Below are 16808 nucleotides of genomic sequence, written 5' to 3'. Positions count from 1 at the left end.
GACCCGCTCCGCCGGCCTCCCCGCGCGGCAGGACGACGCTCACCTGTCCTATGAGGCAGACGAGATGGACCGCGCGCAACCCCGTGCGCGCCCGTCACGCCCAGACCACAACCGGGTCGCAGTCAGGCCAACCGGTCAGAAGCGAAACCCGAGCGACAGACCACGCTGACCCGGACCCAGCAACGGCCCGACCGCGAACCCGCGCTCCCGCATCCACTTGCGGTGCCGCTGCCGCTCGATCAACCCCCAACCAAGGAAGGTCGCCCCCGTCGCCGCCATCAAGCCACCGAACGCGATCCCGACGATGCCGTAGATCCGCAGCCCCGCGCAGGTCTGCTCCGACACGCCGCTGCCGTATACGCCGCTGCAGAAGCGTGGCGTCGCCGTGATGTAGCTGCTGACCCCGCCCCCGGTCTGGATCAGCCCCAAGGCGAACAGGACCGACCCCAGCGTGACCTTCTTGTCGCCATCGACCGGCTCGTCGTCGCCTCGCAGATCCATCGCCTCGTGGTAACCCCCGGGCACCTCGGACTCCTCCATCGCCCGCGGCGGACCCGCCAGCGCGAGCCCGAGCGCAGCTGTCCCTACGGACAGGTGAGTCGCCAGCGCAGCGATCACGCGCCCCCCGCGAGCCCGCCGGACTCCGCGGCTGCGAGCCCCGCGAAGCGCCGGACCTGCCGCTTATAAAACGCCGAGTCCGGCTCGAGCGCCGCCGCCTCGCGGATGCTGGCCAGCGCACCCGCGAGGTCGCCGAGCTGGTGCCGCAGCTCGGCCCGAAGGTAGTGAAGATCGGCGCTCTTCGGGTCCTGCAACACACCCGCGTCCACCGCCCGCAGACCGTCCGCCGGCCGGCAGCGCTCGCGGAAAGAGAACCACCCGTACGCCGACTTGAGGTCGATGTTCCCCGGCTCGGCCGCGACCATCGCCTCGAGGCTGGCGATCGCCTCGTCGTCACGCCCGAGCTTGTGCAGCTCCCGACCGATCTGCCGGTAGGCCCGCAGGCTCTCCTTGGCCTTCGGGTACTTCTGCTGCAGCTCGCGAAAGAGAGCGATCGCCCGCTCCGGGTCGCCGTCCTGCTTGGCGACCAGAAACGCGGCGCGGTCGGCCATGGCCTGCGCCGCCAGCCCGCGCGTGTTGTCCGGGTCGCCCGCGATCACCTTCGCCAGCTCGGCCTCCGCGTCGGTCCTGCGGGCCGCCAGCGCATACGCATTCCCCAGCCGATAGCGCGCCTCCAGATCGTCCGGGGCCGCCTTCACCGCCGCCTCGAGCCCGGCCAACACGCTCCCCCCCCGGGCGATCTCCTCCAACCCCTTGAGCAGCTCCGCCGGCTCCATCCCATCGACCAGCCGACCCCGCTCCAACCCCTCGCCTTCGAGCACCAGCAGCGTCGGATACGCCTGCACCCGGTAGCGCGCCGCAACCTCCGGACCCTCGCCCTTCTCCGCGTCAATGTGCAGCGCCACGTAACCAGCGGCCAGCGCAGCGCCCACCTCCGGCCGCGTGAACACCTCCTCGTCCAGCTTGCGACACGGCGGGCACCAGTACGCCCCCACGTCGACGAACACCCGCTTGCCCCCGAGCTTCGCCGCCGCCAGAGCCTCGTCGAGGCTGCCCGCGAACCACTCCACCGCCGACACCACCTCGCCGTCGACCTGCACCCCCGGCCTGCCCCCCGGCCTGACTGTTGGGACAGGTTGCTCCGGGCTGTCCTTCGGGACAGCTACCGCCGCGTCCACCGCAGGGGCCGGCGCCGGCCCGGCGCATGCACAAACCAGAGCGAGCGGTGCGAGGCGACGCGTGAGTCGATACACACCGAGACACTGCCCGCTCCCGCGAGCCGCCGCAAGCCACACGAAGTTTGCCGCCTCACGCCCACCACTCATACCTGGCCCAGCGCTTGCCACGACGAAGATCGTGCCCAGCTTTCCGGGCGAACCAAAGGAGCCACACCCCATGGCCGTCTTCAACCCCGAGACCGCGACCGTCAAGACCCGCCACGCCATCGCCCACGCCCAGGCGATGACGCGTGAGCTCGGCCACCCCGAGCTCACCAGCCTGCACCTGCTCATGGCGGCCTTGCAGCAAGAAGGCGGCCTCGTCACCCCGCTGCTCGAGCGCACGGGCGTCCACGCGTCGGCGGTCGAACGCGCCGTCAAGGCCGAGCTGGCCCGCCAGCCGCGCACGCAAGGCAGCGAACCCCGCCCCTCGCGCGAGCTCAATGAGCTGCTCGACCTCGCCGCCGACGAGGCCGAGACCCTGCACGACCGCTTCGTCAGCAGCGAACACCTGATCCTCGCCTGCTTCAACCCGAAGGCGATCAAGCAGAAGATCCGCGCCGCCGAGGTGCTCACCAAGCTCGGCGGCAGCCGCGAGCTGCTGCTGTCCGCCCTCTCCGAGATCCGCGGCACCCAGACCGTCCAGGACGACTCCCCCGAGGACAAGTACGAGGTCCTCAGCAAGTACTGTCGCGACCTCACCCAGGCCGCCCATCAGGGCAAGCTCGACCCGGTCATCGGCCGCGACGTCGAGATCCGCCGCGCCATCCAGGTGCTCTCGCGCCGGACCAAGAACAACCCCGTGCTCATCGGCGACCCCGGCGTCGGCAAGACCGCCATCGCCGAGGGCATCGCCCTCCGCATCGCCGCCGGCGACGTCCCCGAGAGCCTCAAGGACCGCAAGCTCATGCAGCTCGACCTCGCCGCCCTCGTCGCCGGCGCCAAGTACCGCGGCGAGTTCGAGGAGCGCCTCAAGGCCGTGCTCAAGGAGATCGCCGCCGCCGACGGCAAGATCATCCTGTTCATCGACGAGCTCCACACCCTGGTCGGCGCCGGCAAGGCCGAGGGCGCCCAGGACGCCGCCAACATGCTCAAGCCGGCCCTCGCCCGCGGCGAGCTGCGCTGCATCGGCGCGACCACCCTCGACGAGTACCGCAAGCACATCGAGAAGGACAAGGCGCTCGAGCGCCGCTTCCAGCCGGTCCTCATCGACGAGCCCAGCGTCGACGACACCATCGCGATCCTCCGCGGCATCCGCGACAAGTTCGAGGCCCACCACGGCATCCGCATCATGGACGCCGCGATCGTCGCCGCCGCCCGCCTCAGCCACCGCTACATCCAGAACCGCTTCCTCCCCGACAAGGCGATCGACCTCGTCGACGAGGCCGCCGCCCGCCTGAAGATGGAGATCGAGAGCGTGCCCCTCCCGATCGACGAGCGCGAGCGCCTCGTCACCCGCCTCGAGATCGAACGCCAGGCGCTGCTCCGCGAGGACCGCACACCCGCCACGAAGGCCCGCCTCGAGCAGGTCGGCGCCGAGCTGGCCGCCCTGCGCGAGGAGGTCACCGCCCTGCGCTCGCGCTGGCAGTCCGAGCGCGACCGCATCAGCGAGATCAAGCAGCTCAGCGAGCAGATCGAGAACATCAAGGCCGAGGCCACCCGCGCCCAACAGGCCGCCAACTACGAGCGCGCCGCCGAGCTCACCTACGGCACCCTCCGCGCCCTCGAGCAGCAGCGCAGCCAGGCCCGCGAGGCGCTCACGAAGGCCCAGCAGAGCCAGGATTCGTTCCTCCGCGAGGCCGTCACCGACGAGGACATCGCCGGCGTGGTCGCCCGCTGGACCGGCATCCCGGTCAGCAAGATGCTGGAGAGCGACCAGGCCCGCCTGCTGCAGATGGAGGCCAAGATCGGCGCCCGCGTGGTCGGCCAGAGCGAGGCCGTCGCCCGCGTCTGCGCCGCGGTCCGGCAGTCGCGCGCCGGGCTCGGCGACCCCCACCGCCCGATCGGCAGCTTCCTGTTCCTCGGCCCCACCGGCGTCGGCAAGACGGAGCTCGCCAAGGCCCTCGCCGAGTACCTCTTCGACGACGAGCGCCACGTGGTCCGCGTCGATATGAGCGAGTACATGGAGAAGTTCTCCGTCTCGCGCCTCATCGGCTCGCCCCCCGGCTACGTCGGCCACGAAGAGGGCGGCCAGCTCACCGAGGCCGTCCGCCGCCGCCCCTACAGCGTGGTCCTCCTCGACGAGATCGAGAAGGCCCACCCCGAGGTCTTCAACCTCCTGCTGCAGGTCCTCGACGACGGCCGCCTCACCGACAGCCAGGGCCACGTCGTCGACTTCAAGAACACGATCATCCTGATGACCAGCAACATCGGCAGCGAGCTGCTGGCCCAGAACCTCACGGGCAAGGCGCTGGAGACCGCCCGCGACCAGGTCCTGCGCCGCCACTTCCGCCCCGAGTTCCTGAACCGCCTCGACGGGATCCTGAACTTCCACCAGCTGCGTCGGGAGGACATGCTGCAGATCCTCGAGATCCAGCTCGGACGGGTCGCCAAGCGCCTCGCCAACCGCGACATGGACCTCGAGCTCACCCCCGCCGCCCGCCTCCTGCTCGCCGAACGCGGCTACGACCCCGCCTTCGGCGCCCGCCCGCTCAAGCGCCTGGTCCAGCAGACCCTGCTCGACCCGCTCGCCACCGACATCCTCTCCGGCAAGCTGCGCCCCGGCAGCAAGGTCGTCGCGGATGTCCAACCAGACGCCGACGGCGAGCCCCAGGTGGTCCTCCGCCCCGCCACGCCCGAGCCCGCCGCCGCCGCCTGAGCCCCGCACCAACACAGGCCGCCACGCCCACCCGGCGCGGCGGCCTTCGCTCGTCCACCGACCCCGCTCGAACCAACCTCCCCGCGACCGCACGGCGGCCTTCGCTCGTCCACCGACCCCGCTCGAACCAACCTCCCCGCGACCGCACGGCGGCCTGCACACGATCGCTGACCTCAGCATTGCCCGCGCTGGCGCTCGCCAGCTAAGGTGCCGCCGCCGTGACCGCCCCGCCGCCGAGCCGCCGACGCACGCTCCTGCTGTGGTCGACCTCGCTGCTCGGCGCGGCCCTCCTGCTGTGGCTGGCCTCGCGCCGCGTCGCCCTGTGGCCGACGAGCTTCCACCTCCCGCGCCCCGAGCTGCTCGCCGCCGCCGTCGCGCTGCACCTGCCCTACAGCCTCACCCGCAGCCTGCGCCTGCGCTACGCCCTCGACCCCCGCGTGCGCGCAGCCACCGGCGACCCGCAGGCCCGCCTCCCGCGCGACCTCCTGTACGGCAGCGGCCTCGTGTCCTCCCTGGTGATCTTGCTGCTGCCGCTGCGCCTCGGTGAATTGTCGCGACCGCTGCTGCTCACCCGCGCCGCGGTCCCCGGCGTCGGCCTCGCGGAGTCGATCGCCGCCGTCGCCAGCGAGCGCGCCGTCGACGGCCTCTTCGTCGTCGGCCTCCTGCTCGTCGGCGTCGCCCAGGCCACCAGCACCAGCGCCGACGACATCACCCACATCGGCCGCGGCATGGGCCTCGTGTTCCTCGCCCTGCTCGCCGGCCTCGCCACCCTCGCCGCCCTCCCGCCGCGCCTGCTGCAGCGCTGGAGCCCCGCGCTCCCGGCCCGGCTCGCGCGCTTCGTCCTCCACTTCGCCGCCACCCTCCGCGGCCTCGCCGCCCCGCGCACCGGCCTGCCGCTGCTCGCGTGGTCCGCCGTCTACTGGTCGCTGACCGTCCTGCAGCTGTGGCTCGTCCTCCACGCCTGCGGCCTCGCCCTCGGCCCCGCCGAGGCCGCCGCGATCGTCGGCATCGTCGGCCTCTCGATCCAGCTCCCCGGCGGACCGGCCCAGGTCGGCAGCTACCAGGTCGGCAGCGTCCTCGCCCTCGGGCTCTTCATCCCCGCGGCCGATCTCGCCGGGCCAGGCTCTTGCTTCGTCGCCGTCTCCTTCCTCCTCGGCCTCGTCGGCGCCGGCCTCCTCGCCCTCCCCGGCGCGTGGCTGCTGGCCCGCGCCGCGCCCCCCAACAGCCCCCCCAGCAGCCTCCAGAGTTCCGAATCCTGAGGGGTCCGGTGGATTGCTGGCCGGCGCCAGGGTCGGGTATGCTCCGCCCGCGGACCGCCTGTCCGCCCCCGTCCGGAGAACTCATGTCGCTCAGTACCCGCGTCCTCGCTTTGGTCGTACTCACCCTCGCCGTGCCCGCCTGCAAGAAGGCCGGCAGCACCGCCCCCGGCGGCGGCAAGGGCCTCACCGTCGAGGAGTCCGACAAGAAGCGCGCCGCCGCCCAGCAGGACGCCAAGGCCCGCACCCTCGTCGGCCTGGCCAACGAGGACCTGTCCAAGGGCCGCTGGGTGTCCGCCCGCGAGCGCGCCAAGCGGGCCCTCGAGGCCGAGCCCAACAACGCCGACGCCTTCGCCGTGCTCGGCGCCGCCAACTGGCGCGCCGGCGACTACGACGGCTCGACCAAGGCCTTCAAGGAGGCGCTCGAGCTCGACGCCAAGAACTTCGGCGCCGCCGTCGGCCTCGGCCGCAACTACCAGGCCGCCGGCGACCACAAGTCGGCCATCGCCCTGCAGGACACCATCCTCGCCGCGGACCCCAACCAGTTCGACCCGCTCGTCACCAAGCTGTGGAGCTACTACGCCATGGCCGACGCCGACAACGCGGTCAAGACGCTCGACACCTTGTTCAAGCAGGTCGAGGGCGACAACCCGCTGCGCCCGCTGCTGCTCGCCCACGCCGCCTTCATGCGCCCGCTCGAGGGCAAGGGCGAGCTGATCAAGGTCGAGGGCGTCAAGGGCAGCTCGGACCTCCAGGTCGACCCCAACCAGGGCATCAAGCACGCCGGTGGCACCGTCGGCGGCGAGTTCACCCGCATCGTCTTCTTCGAGCTGCGCGAGGAGGCCCGCATCCACAAGGCCCTGGCCGACCAGCTCAAGCTCAAGCCGCTCGGCAAGATCACCCCGATCGGCGGCGCCGAGACCAACGTCGTCCTCATCCCCGAGATCAAGTTCGGCGACCTCAAGCTCACCAACGTCCCGGCGATCGTCGACGACCTCACGCCCTACACCGTCGGCGAGGTCCCCGGCGTCGTCCTCGGCCGCCAGGTCATGAACAAGATCGGCGCCATCACCTTCGACTTCCCCAACGCCTCCCTCGAGCTGACCGCCGCCGCCCCCACGGCCGCCCCCGCCGGCGCCTCCGAGGCCCCGCTGCTCCTCATCGACATGCACATCCTGCTGGTCCCCGTGACCACCCTGTCGATCGACGGCTCCGAGTTCAAGTTCTACGCCTGGCTCGGCGGCAGCTACGGCTCCGCCCTCGCCATCGCCCGCAAGGAGTTCCTCAAGAGCGGCCACCTCCCCCGCGAGCTCGAGCAGCTCGACGACCCCACCAACGGCCTCAAGATGGTCTTCATCGAGAAGGTCAAGGTCGGCGACACCCCCGTCAACGGCGGCCTCGGCGGCCTCGTCCTCGCCAACACCCCGCCCGACGCCGGCCTCGGCCAGATCGTCGAGGGCTCGAGCTTCGAGCTCGGCGGCTACATCAACTACCCGCTGCTGCGCACGATGAAGGTCACCTACGCCCTCGCCAAGGGCAAGGTCTACCTGGCAGCCAAGGCCAAGTAGGCCCGCTCAGCGAGCCACCGCGTGCGACGCGGAGCCCCTCACTTCACGCCGCGCACTCGCCCCGACCGATCGCCACGTCGAACACCTTCTCCTGCCCGAGGTCGACCAGGTCCTGCTCGCGCAGGTTGTCGAAGCTCATGCCGATGACGTGCTCGCCCAGCGCCGCGGCCACGCGCTCCTTGGTCACCCGCTTGAAGAACGCCCGCGCCGCCTCGCCCGGCTCGCGCTCGTCGCGGTAGAGGTCGAGCAAGGCCAGCAGCGCCTCGCCGCTGCGCTGCGCGGGGATCTTGACGATGTGCCGCCCGAACTCGACGCCCTCCTCATTAAACCCGCCGCCGAGGTGCAGCTGGTACTCGGGGATCTGCCGCCCGTCGCCCGCGTGGCGCACGGTCCCGTGGAAGCCGATCGCCGCCACGTGGTGCTGCCCGCACGAGTTGGGGCAACCGGAGATCTTGATGTCGGCGTCGCGCGCCAGCTCGACGCTGTCGGCCGACTTGCCGGGGTTCTTCAGGTAGCGCGTCAAGTGAGCCGCGAGCTGCATGCTCGAGGTGACCGCGAGGTTGCAGCTCTCCGCGCCCGGGCAGCTGACCACGTCGGCGATCGTGTTCGACCCGGTGTCGGCCAGGCCGATCTCCCGCAGCCGCGCGAACAGGTACGGCAGCGCCGAGCTACGCACCCAGCGGACCAGGATGTTCTGGTTGTTCATCGTCCGCAGCGTGCCGTCGCCGAACACCTCGACCAGCTCGGCCAGCTGCTCGAACTGCAGCGCCGTCAGATCGCCGCGGTACAGCTTGATCGTCACCGCCGAGTAGCCCGCCTGCTTCTGCGGGTCGACCGTGCGCAGCCAGGTCCGGTACTCCGCGTCATCCTCGGCCGCACGCGGCCCCTGCAGCGCCCGCGGGTCGCTCGCCGGCGCCGTCTCGTCCGCCGGCAGATCGAGCGGCTGCACCAGCCGACCCTCGGCCGTGATCGCCGCGACCTCCTCGTTGTACGCGGCGACGAAGCCCTCCTCGCCCAGCGTCTTCATCACGTACTTGAGCCGCGCCCGCGCCCGATTCTTGCGGTTGCCGAGCCGCCCGAACAGCCGCACCGTCGCCTCCACCCGAGCGAGAACCTCGTCCGCAGGAATGAAGGAATGCAGGCGGTACCCCGGCCGCGGGCTGGTGCTGAGGCCGCCCGCGACGAACATCTCGAACCCACGAACGCCGTTCTGAACGCGTGCACGCAGACCCACGTCGTTGATGGCCGTCTGCGCGTGGTCCGCGTGGGTGCAGCCCTCGAGCGCCATCTTGAACTTGCGCGGGAGGTCGTTGGCCCAGCCCGCCCGCAGGCACATGCGGGTGATCGCGTGGGTGTAGGGCGTGATGTCGAAGGGCTCGGTCGGGCTCACCCCGGCGTAGGGGCAGCCGGTGATGTTGCGCACCGTGTTGCCGCAAGCCTCGACCGCCGTCGACCCCGCGACGTCCAGCTTGGCGAGCGCGTGCGGCATGTTGCCGAGCTCGACGAAGTGGAACTGCACGTTCTGCCGGGTCGTCACGTGCCCCTTGCCGAACCGCGTAAATTCGCGGGCGATCGCCGCGCAGGCCCGCAGCTGCGGCCCGTTCAAGATCCCGCCGGGGAACTTGGTCCGCAGCATGTTCACGTCCGTCTGCCGCTGCCCGTACACCCCGCGCGTCAGCCTGAACTGGCGAAACTCCTCCGACGACAGCTCGCCCTTCTCGAAGCGCTCGAGCACCCCGATGAACTCGTCGATGTCCTCGGGCCGGGAGAAATGATTGTCGTAACGCGCTTCGAGGACCATGACCGAGAGCTCCAGCGGCGCCGCAGCACCGTTCAGCAAAGTGAATCTGCGTTCAGACTAAAGCACGATGGCGCCCGTTTCAATCGAAAATCGGCCAACCCGCGCGGCGGTGAAGCGCCCCACGACCACAGTGAAGGCCCTGTTTAGCCCAGCCCCCGCGCCTACCGCCCCGCCCGTGAGCCCTCAGCCCAGCGCCCGCGCGAGCCGCCCCGCCAGCACCGGCGCCCCGTGCAGCGAGACCCGCCCGTCGGGCGCCACCTGCAGCTCGACGCCCGCGGACCCGCGCCACAGCGCCGGGTCGGCGTAGCGCGGGCTCAGGTGGAGCAGCCCCTGGTTGCGCGAGCCGATGAAGCGACGCCCGCCCGCCGGCTCACGCTGACTCGCCTCGAAGCGCCCGTCGATCAGCGTGTCGACCGCGGCCAGCAGCGCCGCCCCGCCGGCCAGCGCCGCCAGCTCCCCGCGCGTGCGCCCGCTGAACAAGATCACCCCGAGCCCGAGCTCCCGCGCCGCCTCGCACAGCGCCGTCGCCCCCGCCAGCTGCTCGCTCGGCTCGCCGCCGAGCACGGTGAGCCCCTCGACCCCGTGCAGCGCCCGCGCCTCGCCCAGCTCGGCCCGCAGCTCGCTCACCGCCCGCCACCGCCCGCCCGCCGCCGGGAACAGCTCCGGGTTGCAACACCCCGGACACGCCAGCGTGCAGCCCTGCACCCACAATACATGCCGGCGAAACGGCCCCTCGACCTCGCTGCAGGCCACGCTGTGCGCCACCCGCAGGCCCAGCATCACGCCCCCTCGACGTCCGCCTCGCCGACCGCGAGCGGCCGCGGGTGCATCCCGGAGAACATCGCGTGCAGGTCGAGCGCCTCATACTCACCCGCCGCGAGATCGTTCGGCAGCACGAGCGGCCCAAAGGCGACGCGACACAGCCCGAGCACCTCACTGCCGAGCGCCGCGAAGATCCGCCGCACCTCGTGGAACTTGCCGCCGACGATCGTGATCGCCGCCAGCCGCTCCGTACCGTCCGGCACCTCGAGCCCCGGGTGCCGCTCCGCCTCGTCCAGCGCGCGCAGCTCGGCGATCTCCGGCACGTGCCCGTCGTCGAGGGTGAAGCCCGGCGGCGGAGCCTGCCACGCCCTCGCCAGCGCCGCCTGGTACACCCGCGGCACCGCGTAGCGCGGGTGCGTCATGCGGTGCAGCAGCGGCCCCTCCGTGGTCCACAACAACAGCCCCGAGGTCTCGCGGTCGAGCCGCCCCACCGCCCGCAGATCGCGGTGCAGCGGCGCGTCCTTCAGCAGCTCGTAGGCGGTCGGGTGCCGGTCGTCGCGCAGCGCCGTCACGACCCCGAGCGGCTTGTGCTGCATGAGGTGGAAGCTGACCCGCAGCGTGACCAGCTGCTCGTCGACCACCACCGTCCGCGGCAGCTCGGCCGGGGCGATCTGCAGCCCTGGATCCGTCAACGCCACGCCCTCGGGCGTGCACACCCGCCGACCCCGACACAGCCGCGTCACCACCCCCCGCGACAGGCCGAGGTTGTGCGCGATGAGCAGATCGAGCCGGGGCACGCGGCCGGCTTATACCGCCCCGATCGCCGCCCCGCGAGCCCCCGCCCCGACCTGCGAGCCCCGCCCACGAGCCCCGCCTCCGGAGTCGGCCCCGACCACCCACCCACAAACCCCGCCCCCGACCTGCGAGCCCCGACCCCGATCGCCGACCCGCGAGCCCCGCCCCGATCGCCGTCTCACGCACCGTCCCGGCGGCCCGAGACTGCGCGCCCGCCCGGGCCAAAGCGCGATACCCTCCGGGCCCGTGGGTCGCCGCGAACCGATGCCCGAGGAGCAGGCCGTCGTGGCACGCGCCGCGACCGGCGACCGCCGCGCCTTCGAGCAGATCTACCGCGCCTACGCCCCCACCCTGTTCTCCTACGTGCTCGTGCCCATGCTCGGCGACCGCGACGACGCCCACGACTGCCTCCGCGAGACCTTCCTCGCCGCCTACCGCCACCTCCCCACCTTCACCTGGCAAGACGGCGGCCTCTACCCCTGGCTCAAGACCCTGGCCAAGAACAAGGCCCGCGACCTCCTGCGCGCCTCGGGTCGGCGTCAGCGCCTGCGCGGCGCCTTCGAGGAGCACCTCGGCAACGCCGGCGGCAACGAGCCCAAGAACCCCGCCGAGGAGGAGCTCCAGCGCGGCGCCCTGCGCGTCCGCATCGAGGCCATCCTCGTCGAGCTAAACCCCCGCTACGCCCAGGTGCTGCGCCTGCGCCTGCTCGAGGACCGCAGCCGCGAGGAGTGCGCCGCGGCCCTCGAGGTCAAGGTCGGCACCCTCGACGTGCTCCTGTTCCGCGCCTGCAAGAGCTTCCGGGCCGCCTGCGACAAGCTGGGGCTCGTGGTCGCAACCGAACTTTAGGCCCCATGCTTCGACCTTGTAAGCAGACCCGAGTGACCCGCGTTCAGACCGCAACCCACCCGTCAGGGGGTCCCCATGTCGCCGCGTAACGCCGAGCAAACACCCGTCACCACCCGCCCCGGATCTGGCTCTGTCCTCGATCCAGCGTGGGAGGACGCGCTGCGGGCCGGTCAGGCCGAGGACGGCGAGGCCGGCTCGGTCGACGCCGAGCTGGCCGTGCTCCACCTCCTGCGCCACGCGCGGGCGCCCGAGGCCCTCGCGCCGCTGAAGCTCGAGCAGCTGTGGAGCGCCGAGCTGGCACCCGCGATCTCGCCGCTGCCGTGGTGGCGGCGACGATGGCTGTGGGGCGTGGTCCCGGCGGCCGCGACCGCGGCGCTCCTGATCGTCGTCCTCCGCGAACAACCAGACGACACCAACCTGGTCGCCTCGCGCCCCGCCGCCGGCGAGACGATCCTCGCCGCCGCCTCCCCGCCGCCCTCCCCCGCCCGCGCGCTCGAGCAGCAGTTCGCCCAGCTCGAGGGCGACGCCCGCCGCGAGCTCGGCGACGACGTCGACCGCGGCCGCGGCGTCCTCCGCTCGCAGCTGCTGGCCCACGCCAGCGCCGGAGAAAAACCATGATGACTCGTCGCACCACCTCCGGGCTGTCCATGCTCGCCGGCACCCTGCTCGGCGCGGTGCTCATGCTCGTGGGCCTGGCCCAGGCCGGCCGCCTCGCGCCCTCGCGGCCCGAGGTGCTGGTCGCCCTCGCCCAGACCCTCGAGGTCGAGCACCAGCACGTCGACCTGCTGCTCAAGCAGAAGGACATCGCCGGGGCGATCGCCGCCCTCGAGGCCCTGCGCAAGCTCGAGTGGCCGACCCGCGAGACCGCCGGCGAGTCGGCCGAACAGCTGCGCCACGACGTCTACGGCCGCCTCCTGCGCCTGCGCCTCGACCACCCGAAGGTCGACCCACGCACGCCCGACCAGCTCGCCGAGATCGCGAAGGAAGGCCTCGGCGACGACTACAAGTCGCTGGCCATCAACGCCTTCACCGCCCGCATGGTCGCCCTCCGCGGCGAGATCTCCGAGCTGCGCGGCGACGACGACGCCGCCCTCGGCGCCTACGAGGAGGCCCTGACCATGAACCGCGGCCTGCTGCAGCAGGCCCTCGCCGGAGCCGCCCCATGACCGCCCGCACGGCACCTGTCCTTTGGGCCATGTCGCTGCTGCTCGCGTCCGCCTGCGCCAAGCGAGCCGCGCACGACAGCAGCATGGCCCCCGGCGAATACAACGACGCGAGCGACGACCTCGCCGCGCTCGAGCAGCAGCTCGGGCAGCGTGAGGATCAGCTGCAGGCGATCGGCGTCGCCACCCCGCCGCGAGGCAGCGCCGCGAAGACGGCCGGCGACCTGAGCGCGGGCGCCGACGCGACCGGCCCCGCCGAAGCAGCCGAGCCCGCGACCGCCAGCGCCCCGGTCAGCCCGACCCGCACACCGACCGAGCGGAAGCCCGACGCGAGCGGCGATCGTTGCGTGCAGGTCTGTGACATCACCACCGCGATCTGCGAGCTCGAGGATCAGATCTGCGGCCTGCTCCCGCGGCACCCAGGCGACGCCCGCTACCAGGCCGCCTGTGATCGTTCGAACGCCGACTGCCAGCTCGCCACCGAGGCCTGCCATGCCTGCTCCGCGACATAAGCCCCTCGCCCTCGCGCTGCTGCTGGCCTCGGCGTGCGCCGCCAACCCGCCCGAGCTCGCCGGCCCGGCGACCCCGAGCGTCACCCAGGAGCTCGCGCCGGTCGACCGCTACGCCCCGCCGCCGCCCGTCACCTCGCCCGCTGGATCGCCCGTGGAGGAGCTCGAGCAGCTCGAGCAGAGCCTCGCCGCCTACGAGGCCCAGCTCGCCCAGAACGAGGCCCGCCTGCAGGCGATGGGCGTGCGCATCGCCCGGGCCGAGCCAGCCGCCGAGAAGCGCGACGCCGACGACAACCGCTTCGCCCCGCCGCCACCCGCCCCGGCCCAGCGCCCCGGCGACGCCCCGAGCGCCGGCGCCACGACGCGCCAGGCCAAGGACAAGACCAGCGAGCGAGTCCTGGCCAAGAAGTCGCGCGAAGCCCCACGCCCGAGCCCGCCGCGCTCCGACAGCGCCGGCCTCGGACGCGCCCAGGGCAGCGCCGGCGAGGCCGCCAAGGCCCCCGCCCGCGACGAGGCCGACGGCGACCGCGGCCGCTGCGCCGACCTCTGCGACCTCGCCCACGCGACCTGCGACCTCGAGGCCAAGATCTGCGACCTCGCTACCCGCCACGTCGACGAGCCGCGCTACGCCGAGGTCTGCCAGCGCGCCGGGGACGACTGCCGCGCCGCCGCCGACGCCTGCACCCTCTGCTCACCGTGACCTGGCCGTGACCTGGCCCTTCGGTCAGGTCACATGTCCTCTCGGTCAGGCGACCACCAGCACGCACCTACCTGCCCCTTCGGTCATGTCATAACGTTCGCAACCTGTCCCCCCGGTCAGGCGACTACAAGCACGTCCGCGAGCCGCCGCCGCAGCGAGCGCGCCGGCGTCGGCTCGGCCTGCGACACGCGGAACAGCAGCACCTCCGCGGCATCGTCCGCGACCGGGAACAGCCGGAGATACGGCGCCCGCAGGCGGCGCGCCTCCTCGGCAGTGGCGGGATCGAGGCCCTCGCCGCCACCACGCAGCACCCGCGCGAACAGGTACGGCAGCGTGGTCATCGGATGCACGGCGAGCCCGTGGCTCTGGGCGCTCAGCCACATCCGCTCCATCGCCCGCCCGCCGCAGACATAGCTCGCAGGGTCGGCCCGCGGCATCGTGATGAGTCCGACGGCGGCGCTGGTGGTGATCGCCGTGAGCCCGGCCTTGACGAAGCCACGCCCGCCGCCCCACGCACGAAGCAGCCGCAGGGACGGCCACGAGCGGAGCATCTGCAACGCGGCCTGGTCACCGCGGCTCAGCTCGAGCACGTTCATGTCGAGCCCGTCCCGTCGGCGCTCGGCCTCCTCGGCCGTCCAACAGATCTCCCCGAGCAGCTCGCGGTTGCAGCTCTCGTCGAGGAAGCGCAGGCGATCGGCCGCGCCCACCAGCTCGCCGACCGCCGTCAACGCAGCCTCGCCCTCGAGAATGTGCACATCGGCACCATCAATGCTGCGGATCGCCGCGACCAGCTCGGCGAGCACCGGCGGCGCCAGCCGTTCGCGGGCCGACCGGCGGTTGGTGTGCCGTACCGCGATCATCGGCGCCAGATCGTCACGCCAGTGCGGCTCGACGCCCGCCACGACCCGGTCATGGCACGCGACGCTGGCCACCAGCTCCTGAGCCTCACCGAGCGGAAACAGCTGGAGCGCCGCCTCGAGCCCCTCGGCGTGGGCCGCCAGCACGAGGTTCTCGAGCGCCCCGCCGAGCGCGACCAGGGCCCCGTGACCGCGGAAGTCAGCCAGCGACGACGCCCGCGCCGGATCGCGGAACAGGTGCAGCCGATCCGCGCTCGCCAACCACCGCCAGGGCTGGGAGTTACCGCCGGAGGGGGCGGCGATCGCCGCGGCGAGCAGGCGGTCGCGCTGCGCGAGATCTAGCTTCAGGGGCGCGACCGTCGGCGCCGGCCCTGCGCTGGCCATCTCGAGCATATCGGCCGCCTCCAGCGAGGGTGGCCGCGGCCGATCGGCGCGCGGCACCACCGGCTCGCAGGTGCTGGGCACGATCGTCTCGATGTCGGCCCAATAGCGACCCGAATGACGGATCGCCCCGAGGTTCATGCGGCGCGCCACGTCCGCCGCCGCGCCGCCGCCGAGCGCGACCGCGGAGGCGAGCTGCGGCCAGGTCTTGATCGAGTAGCCGACCTCCAACATCGACGCCCGGGCCCGGTCCGACATCGTCGGCTCACCGATGATCTGCAGGATATACGGGATCTTGTCGCCGGTAGACAGCCCGCTCAGCTGCACAGGGTGCAGATCGCCGACGAGGCCGTGAAACAGCGGGCGCTCCGGCTCGACGTCGAAGCGCTCAATGTCGATGAGGCCGCGATCGCTGGTCTCCATCAGCACGGGGATACGATGATAGCGAGCGTGGTACCGCAACCACACCTTGATGTCGAGGCTGTCACATTCGTCGACCAAGAGATCGAGCGGTCCGCCCGAGAGCAGGAAGTCATCGATGGTGTCCTGGGCGACGCCGTCCGGGTAACACTTGACCACGATATACGGGTCGATCTCCGCGATCTCCCGCGCCGTGATGTAGACCTTGGGCACCCCGAGGTTGTGCAGGCCGGCGCGCAGGCGGTTGAGGTTCGACAGCCCCAGCGTATCGAAGTCCGCCAGCCGGATCTCCCCGAGGCTGCGCTCCATCGCCATCGTCAGCGCCACCGACTGCCCGACCGATTGCCCGACGATGCCAACCTTCTTGGTGCCGAGGATACGCTGCTCTTCAGCTGTGATCTTGTGCTGGTTACGATTTGTCCGCAGCTCGATGAATTCGGCGCGGTCGAGGATGTGGACCAACCGCCGTGACCACGGGTAATATACCCATACTCCATAACATAGCGGCGACACGCCTCCGAGCATCTGCTCGATCACGCGCGCCAACTCCTTCGGCGTCAGCGCGCGCCCAGGGCTGCGGGTCTCCGCCAGCTCCTTCAACTGGGCCCCGAGGGTGTCGAAGACGGCGATCTCTGCGCTGCTCCGCAGGAGCTCCACCAGGCCCTCCGCCTCCTCCGCGGACCCCGCCCGGAACATCCGGGGGCGCCACATTTCGCTCCCGTGATGCCGCTCGACGCACAGATGTGCCAGCTCGTCGAGGATCTGTCGCTCCGGGCGAGCGGCCAAATCGTCGCCTGATGGGGTCTGTGACGCGTCGTCTCGAATATCCGCCATCATGCGTCCTCACGCCGGACGGGCCGGCCCCTCGCGCATATGCGCCCTCTACGCCCACCGATACACGCCGACGTGGTGCTACGACGCCCTTATAACCAAACCGGCCCGCCACTTCAACGCTGACGATGGCTCGAAAATACGCACTCTCGGGCTTCGGCTTTGCCAGTACTAATCGCGCCCACCCGGCGTACCGGGTCGCAGCATCGGGCCGCAGCATCGGGCCGCATCAGGTCACAGGATCAGGCCGCAGCATCGGGCCGCAGCATCGGTGGGTCGCAGCATGGTCCCGCAGCATCGGGCCGCAGCATCGGGTCGCCCATGGG

The 16808-nt window shown here is 71.9% G+C and carries 14 protein-coding genes; 8 read left to right on the top strand and 6 right to left on the bottom strand.

The window, feature by feature from the left end; genetic code table 11:
• Positions 1–135: 135 nt before the first annotated feature.
• Positions 136–618, bottom strand: a complete 483-nt coding sequence (locus tag IPJ59_RS08015) for a hypothetical protein (protein WP_293250171.1) — start codon at positions 616–618, stop codon at positions 136–138.
• Positions 615–1736, bottom strand: a complete 1122-nt coding sequence (locus IPJ59_RS08010) for a tetratricopeptide repeat protein (RefSeq protein ID WP_293270633.1) — start codon at positions 1734–1736, stop codon at positions 615–617. Before IPJ59_RS08010 ends, IPJ59_RS08015 begins: the two co-directional genes overlap by 4 nt.
• A 217-nt stretch (positions 1737–1953) precedes the next feature.
• Here IPJ59_RS08010 and clpB point away from each other — a divergent pair, with 217 nt between their 5' ends.
• The 3 genes from clpB to IPJ59_RS07995 all read left to right on the top strand — a co-directional run bounded on the left by clpB (position 1954) and on the right by IPJ59_RS07995 (position 7417).
• On the top strand, positions 1954–4593 hold the full coding sequence (gene clpB, locus IPJ59_RS08005) for an ATP-dependent chaperone ClpB (protein ID WP_293270632.1): 2640 nt from the start codon (positions 1954–1956) through the stop codon (positions 4591–4593).
• Positions 4594–4811: 218 nt separating this feature from the next.
• On the top strand, positions 4812–5852 hold the full coding sequence (locus IPJ59_RS08000; RefSeq protein ID WP_293250165.1) for a lysylphosphatidylglycerol synthase transmembrane domain-containing protein: 1041 nt from the start codon (positions 4812–4814) through the stop codon (positions 5850–5852).
• Between the two features lie 83 nt (positions 5853–5935).
• Positions 5936–7417: a tetratricopeptide repeat protein gene (locus tag IPJ59_RS07995; RefSeq protein WP_293270631.1), complete on the top strand. Its 1482-nt coding sequence runs from the start codon at positions 5936–5938 to the stop codon at positions 7415–7417.
• A gap of 43 nt (positions 7418–7460) precedes the next feature.
• On the opposite strand, the gene IPJ59_RS07990 is transcribed toward IPJ59_RS07995, so the two are convergent.
• The 3 genes from IPJ59_RS07990 to IPJ59_RS07980 all read right to left on the bottom strand — a co-directional run bounded on the left by IPJ59_RS07990 (position 7461) and on the right by IPJ59_RS07980 (position 10777).
• Positions 7461–9218: a nitrite/sulfite reductase gene (locus IPJ59_RS07990; protein ID WP_293270630.1), complete on the bottom strand. Its 1758-nt coding sequence runs from the start codon at positions 9216–9218 to the stop codon at positions 7461–7463.
• Between the two features lie 183 nt (positions 9219–9401).
• Positions 9402–9998, bottom strand: a complete 597-nt coding sequence (locus IPJ59_RS07985; RefSeq protein ID WP_293271335.1) for a 4Fe-4S single cluster domain-containing protein — start codon at positions 9996–9998, stop codon at positions 9402–9404.
• Positions 9998–10777, bottom strand: coding sequence for a pseudouridine synthase (locus IPJ59_RS07980; protein ID WP_293250158.1), 780 nt, complete (start codon positions 10775–10777; stop codon positions 9998–10000). Before IPJ59_RS07980 ends, IPJ59_RS07985 begins: the two co-directional genes overlap by 1 nt.
• 244 nt (positions 10778–11021) lie before the next feature.
• On the opposite strand from IPJ59_RS07980, the gene IPJ59_RS07975 reads away from it, so the two are divergent.
• From IPJ59_RS07975 to IPJ59_RS07955, 5 genes are all read left to right on the top strand, one after another.
• The gene (locus tag IPJ59_RS07975; protein ID WP_293250156.1) at positions 11022–11621 is read left to right on the top strand and encodes an RNA polymerase sigma factor; all 600 of its coding nucleotides are present in this window, start codon (positions 11022–11024) and stop codon (positions 11619–11621) included.
• A gap of 75 nt (positions 11622–11696) precedes the next feature.
• Positions 11697–12239, top strand: a complete 543-nt coding sequence (locus tag IPJ59_RS07970; RefSeq protein WP_293250154.1) for a hypothetical protein — start codon at positions 11697–11699, stop codon at positions 12237–12239.
• Positions 12239–12787 (top strand): hypothetical protein, encoded by a 549-nt coding sequence (locus IPJ59_RS07965; RefSeq protein ID WP_293250152.1) that lies wholly within the window; start codon positions 12239–12241, stop codon positions 12785–12787. Before IPJ59_RS07970 ends, IPJ59_RS07965 begins: the two co-directional genes overlap by 1 nt.
• Positions 12784–13296, top strand: coding sequence for a hypothetical protein (locus IPJ59_RS07960; protein ID WP_293270629.1), 513 nt, complete (start codon positions 12784–12786; stop codon positions 13294–13296). The genes IPJ59_RS07965 and IPJ59_RS07960 overlap by 4 nt, the downstream gene beginning before the upstream one ends.
• A complete protein-coding gene (locus tag IPJ59_RS07955) occupies positions 13277–13993 on the top strand; it encodes a hypothetical protein (RefSeq protein ID WP_293250148.1) in 717 nt (238 codons plus the stop codon). Before IPJ59_RS07960 ends, IPJ59_RS07955 begins: the two co-directional genes overlap by 20 nt.
• 116 nt (positions 13994–14109) lie before the next feature.
• On the opposite strand, the gene IPJ59_RS07950 is transcribed toward IPJ59_RS07955, so the two are convergent.
• A complete protein-coding gene (locus IPJ59_RS07950; protein ID WP_463673353.1) occupies positions 14110–16392 on the bottom strand; it encodes an Rv1355c family protein in 2283 nt (760 codons plus the stop codon).
• Positions 16393–16808 lie beyond the last annotated feature (416 nt).

This window comes from Nannocystis sp. (assembly GCF_016714285.1).
In the GTDB taxonomy this organism is placed as follows: domain Bacteria; phylum Myxococcota_A; class Polyangia; order Nannocystales; family Nannocystaceae; genus Nannocystis.
This window is presented reverse-complemented; position numbering and strand designations above follow the sequence as displayed.

Coding starts and splice junctions, on each gene's coding strand:
- clpB (WP_293270632.1), top strand. CDS start 1,954: ATGGCCGTCTTCAACCCCGAGACCGCGACCGTCAAGACCCGCCACGCC.
- IPJ59_RS07955 (WP_293250148.1), top strand. CDS start 13,277: ATGCCTGCTCCGCGACATAAGCCCCTCGCCCTCGCGCTGCTGCTGGCC.
- IPJ59_RS07970 (WP_293250154.1), top strand. CDS start 11,697: ATGTCGCCGCGTAACGCCGAGCAAACACCCGTCACCACCCGCCCCGGA.
- IPJ59_RS07985 (WP_293271335.1), bottom strand. CDS start 9,998: ATGCTGGGCCTGCGGGTGGCGCACAGCGTGGCCTGCAGCGAGGTCGAG.
- IPJ59_RS07990 (WP_293270630.1), bottom strand. CDS start 9,218: ATGGTCCTCGAAGCGCGTTACGACAATCATTTCTCCCGGCCCGAGGAC.
- IPJ59_RS07995 (WP_293270631.1), top strand. CDS start 5,936: ATGTCGCTCAGTACCCGCGTCCTCGCTTTGGTCGTACTCACCCTCGCC.
- IPJ59_RS07965 (WP_293250152.1), top strand. CDS start 12,239: ATGACTCGTCGCACCACCTCCGGGCTGTCCATGCTCGCCGGCACCCTG.
- IPJ59_RS07960 (WP_293270629.1), top strand. CDS start 12,784: ATGACCGCCCGCACGGCACCTGTCCTTTGGGCCATGTCGCTGCTGCTC.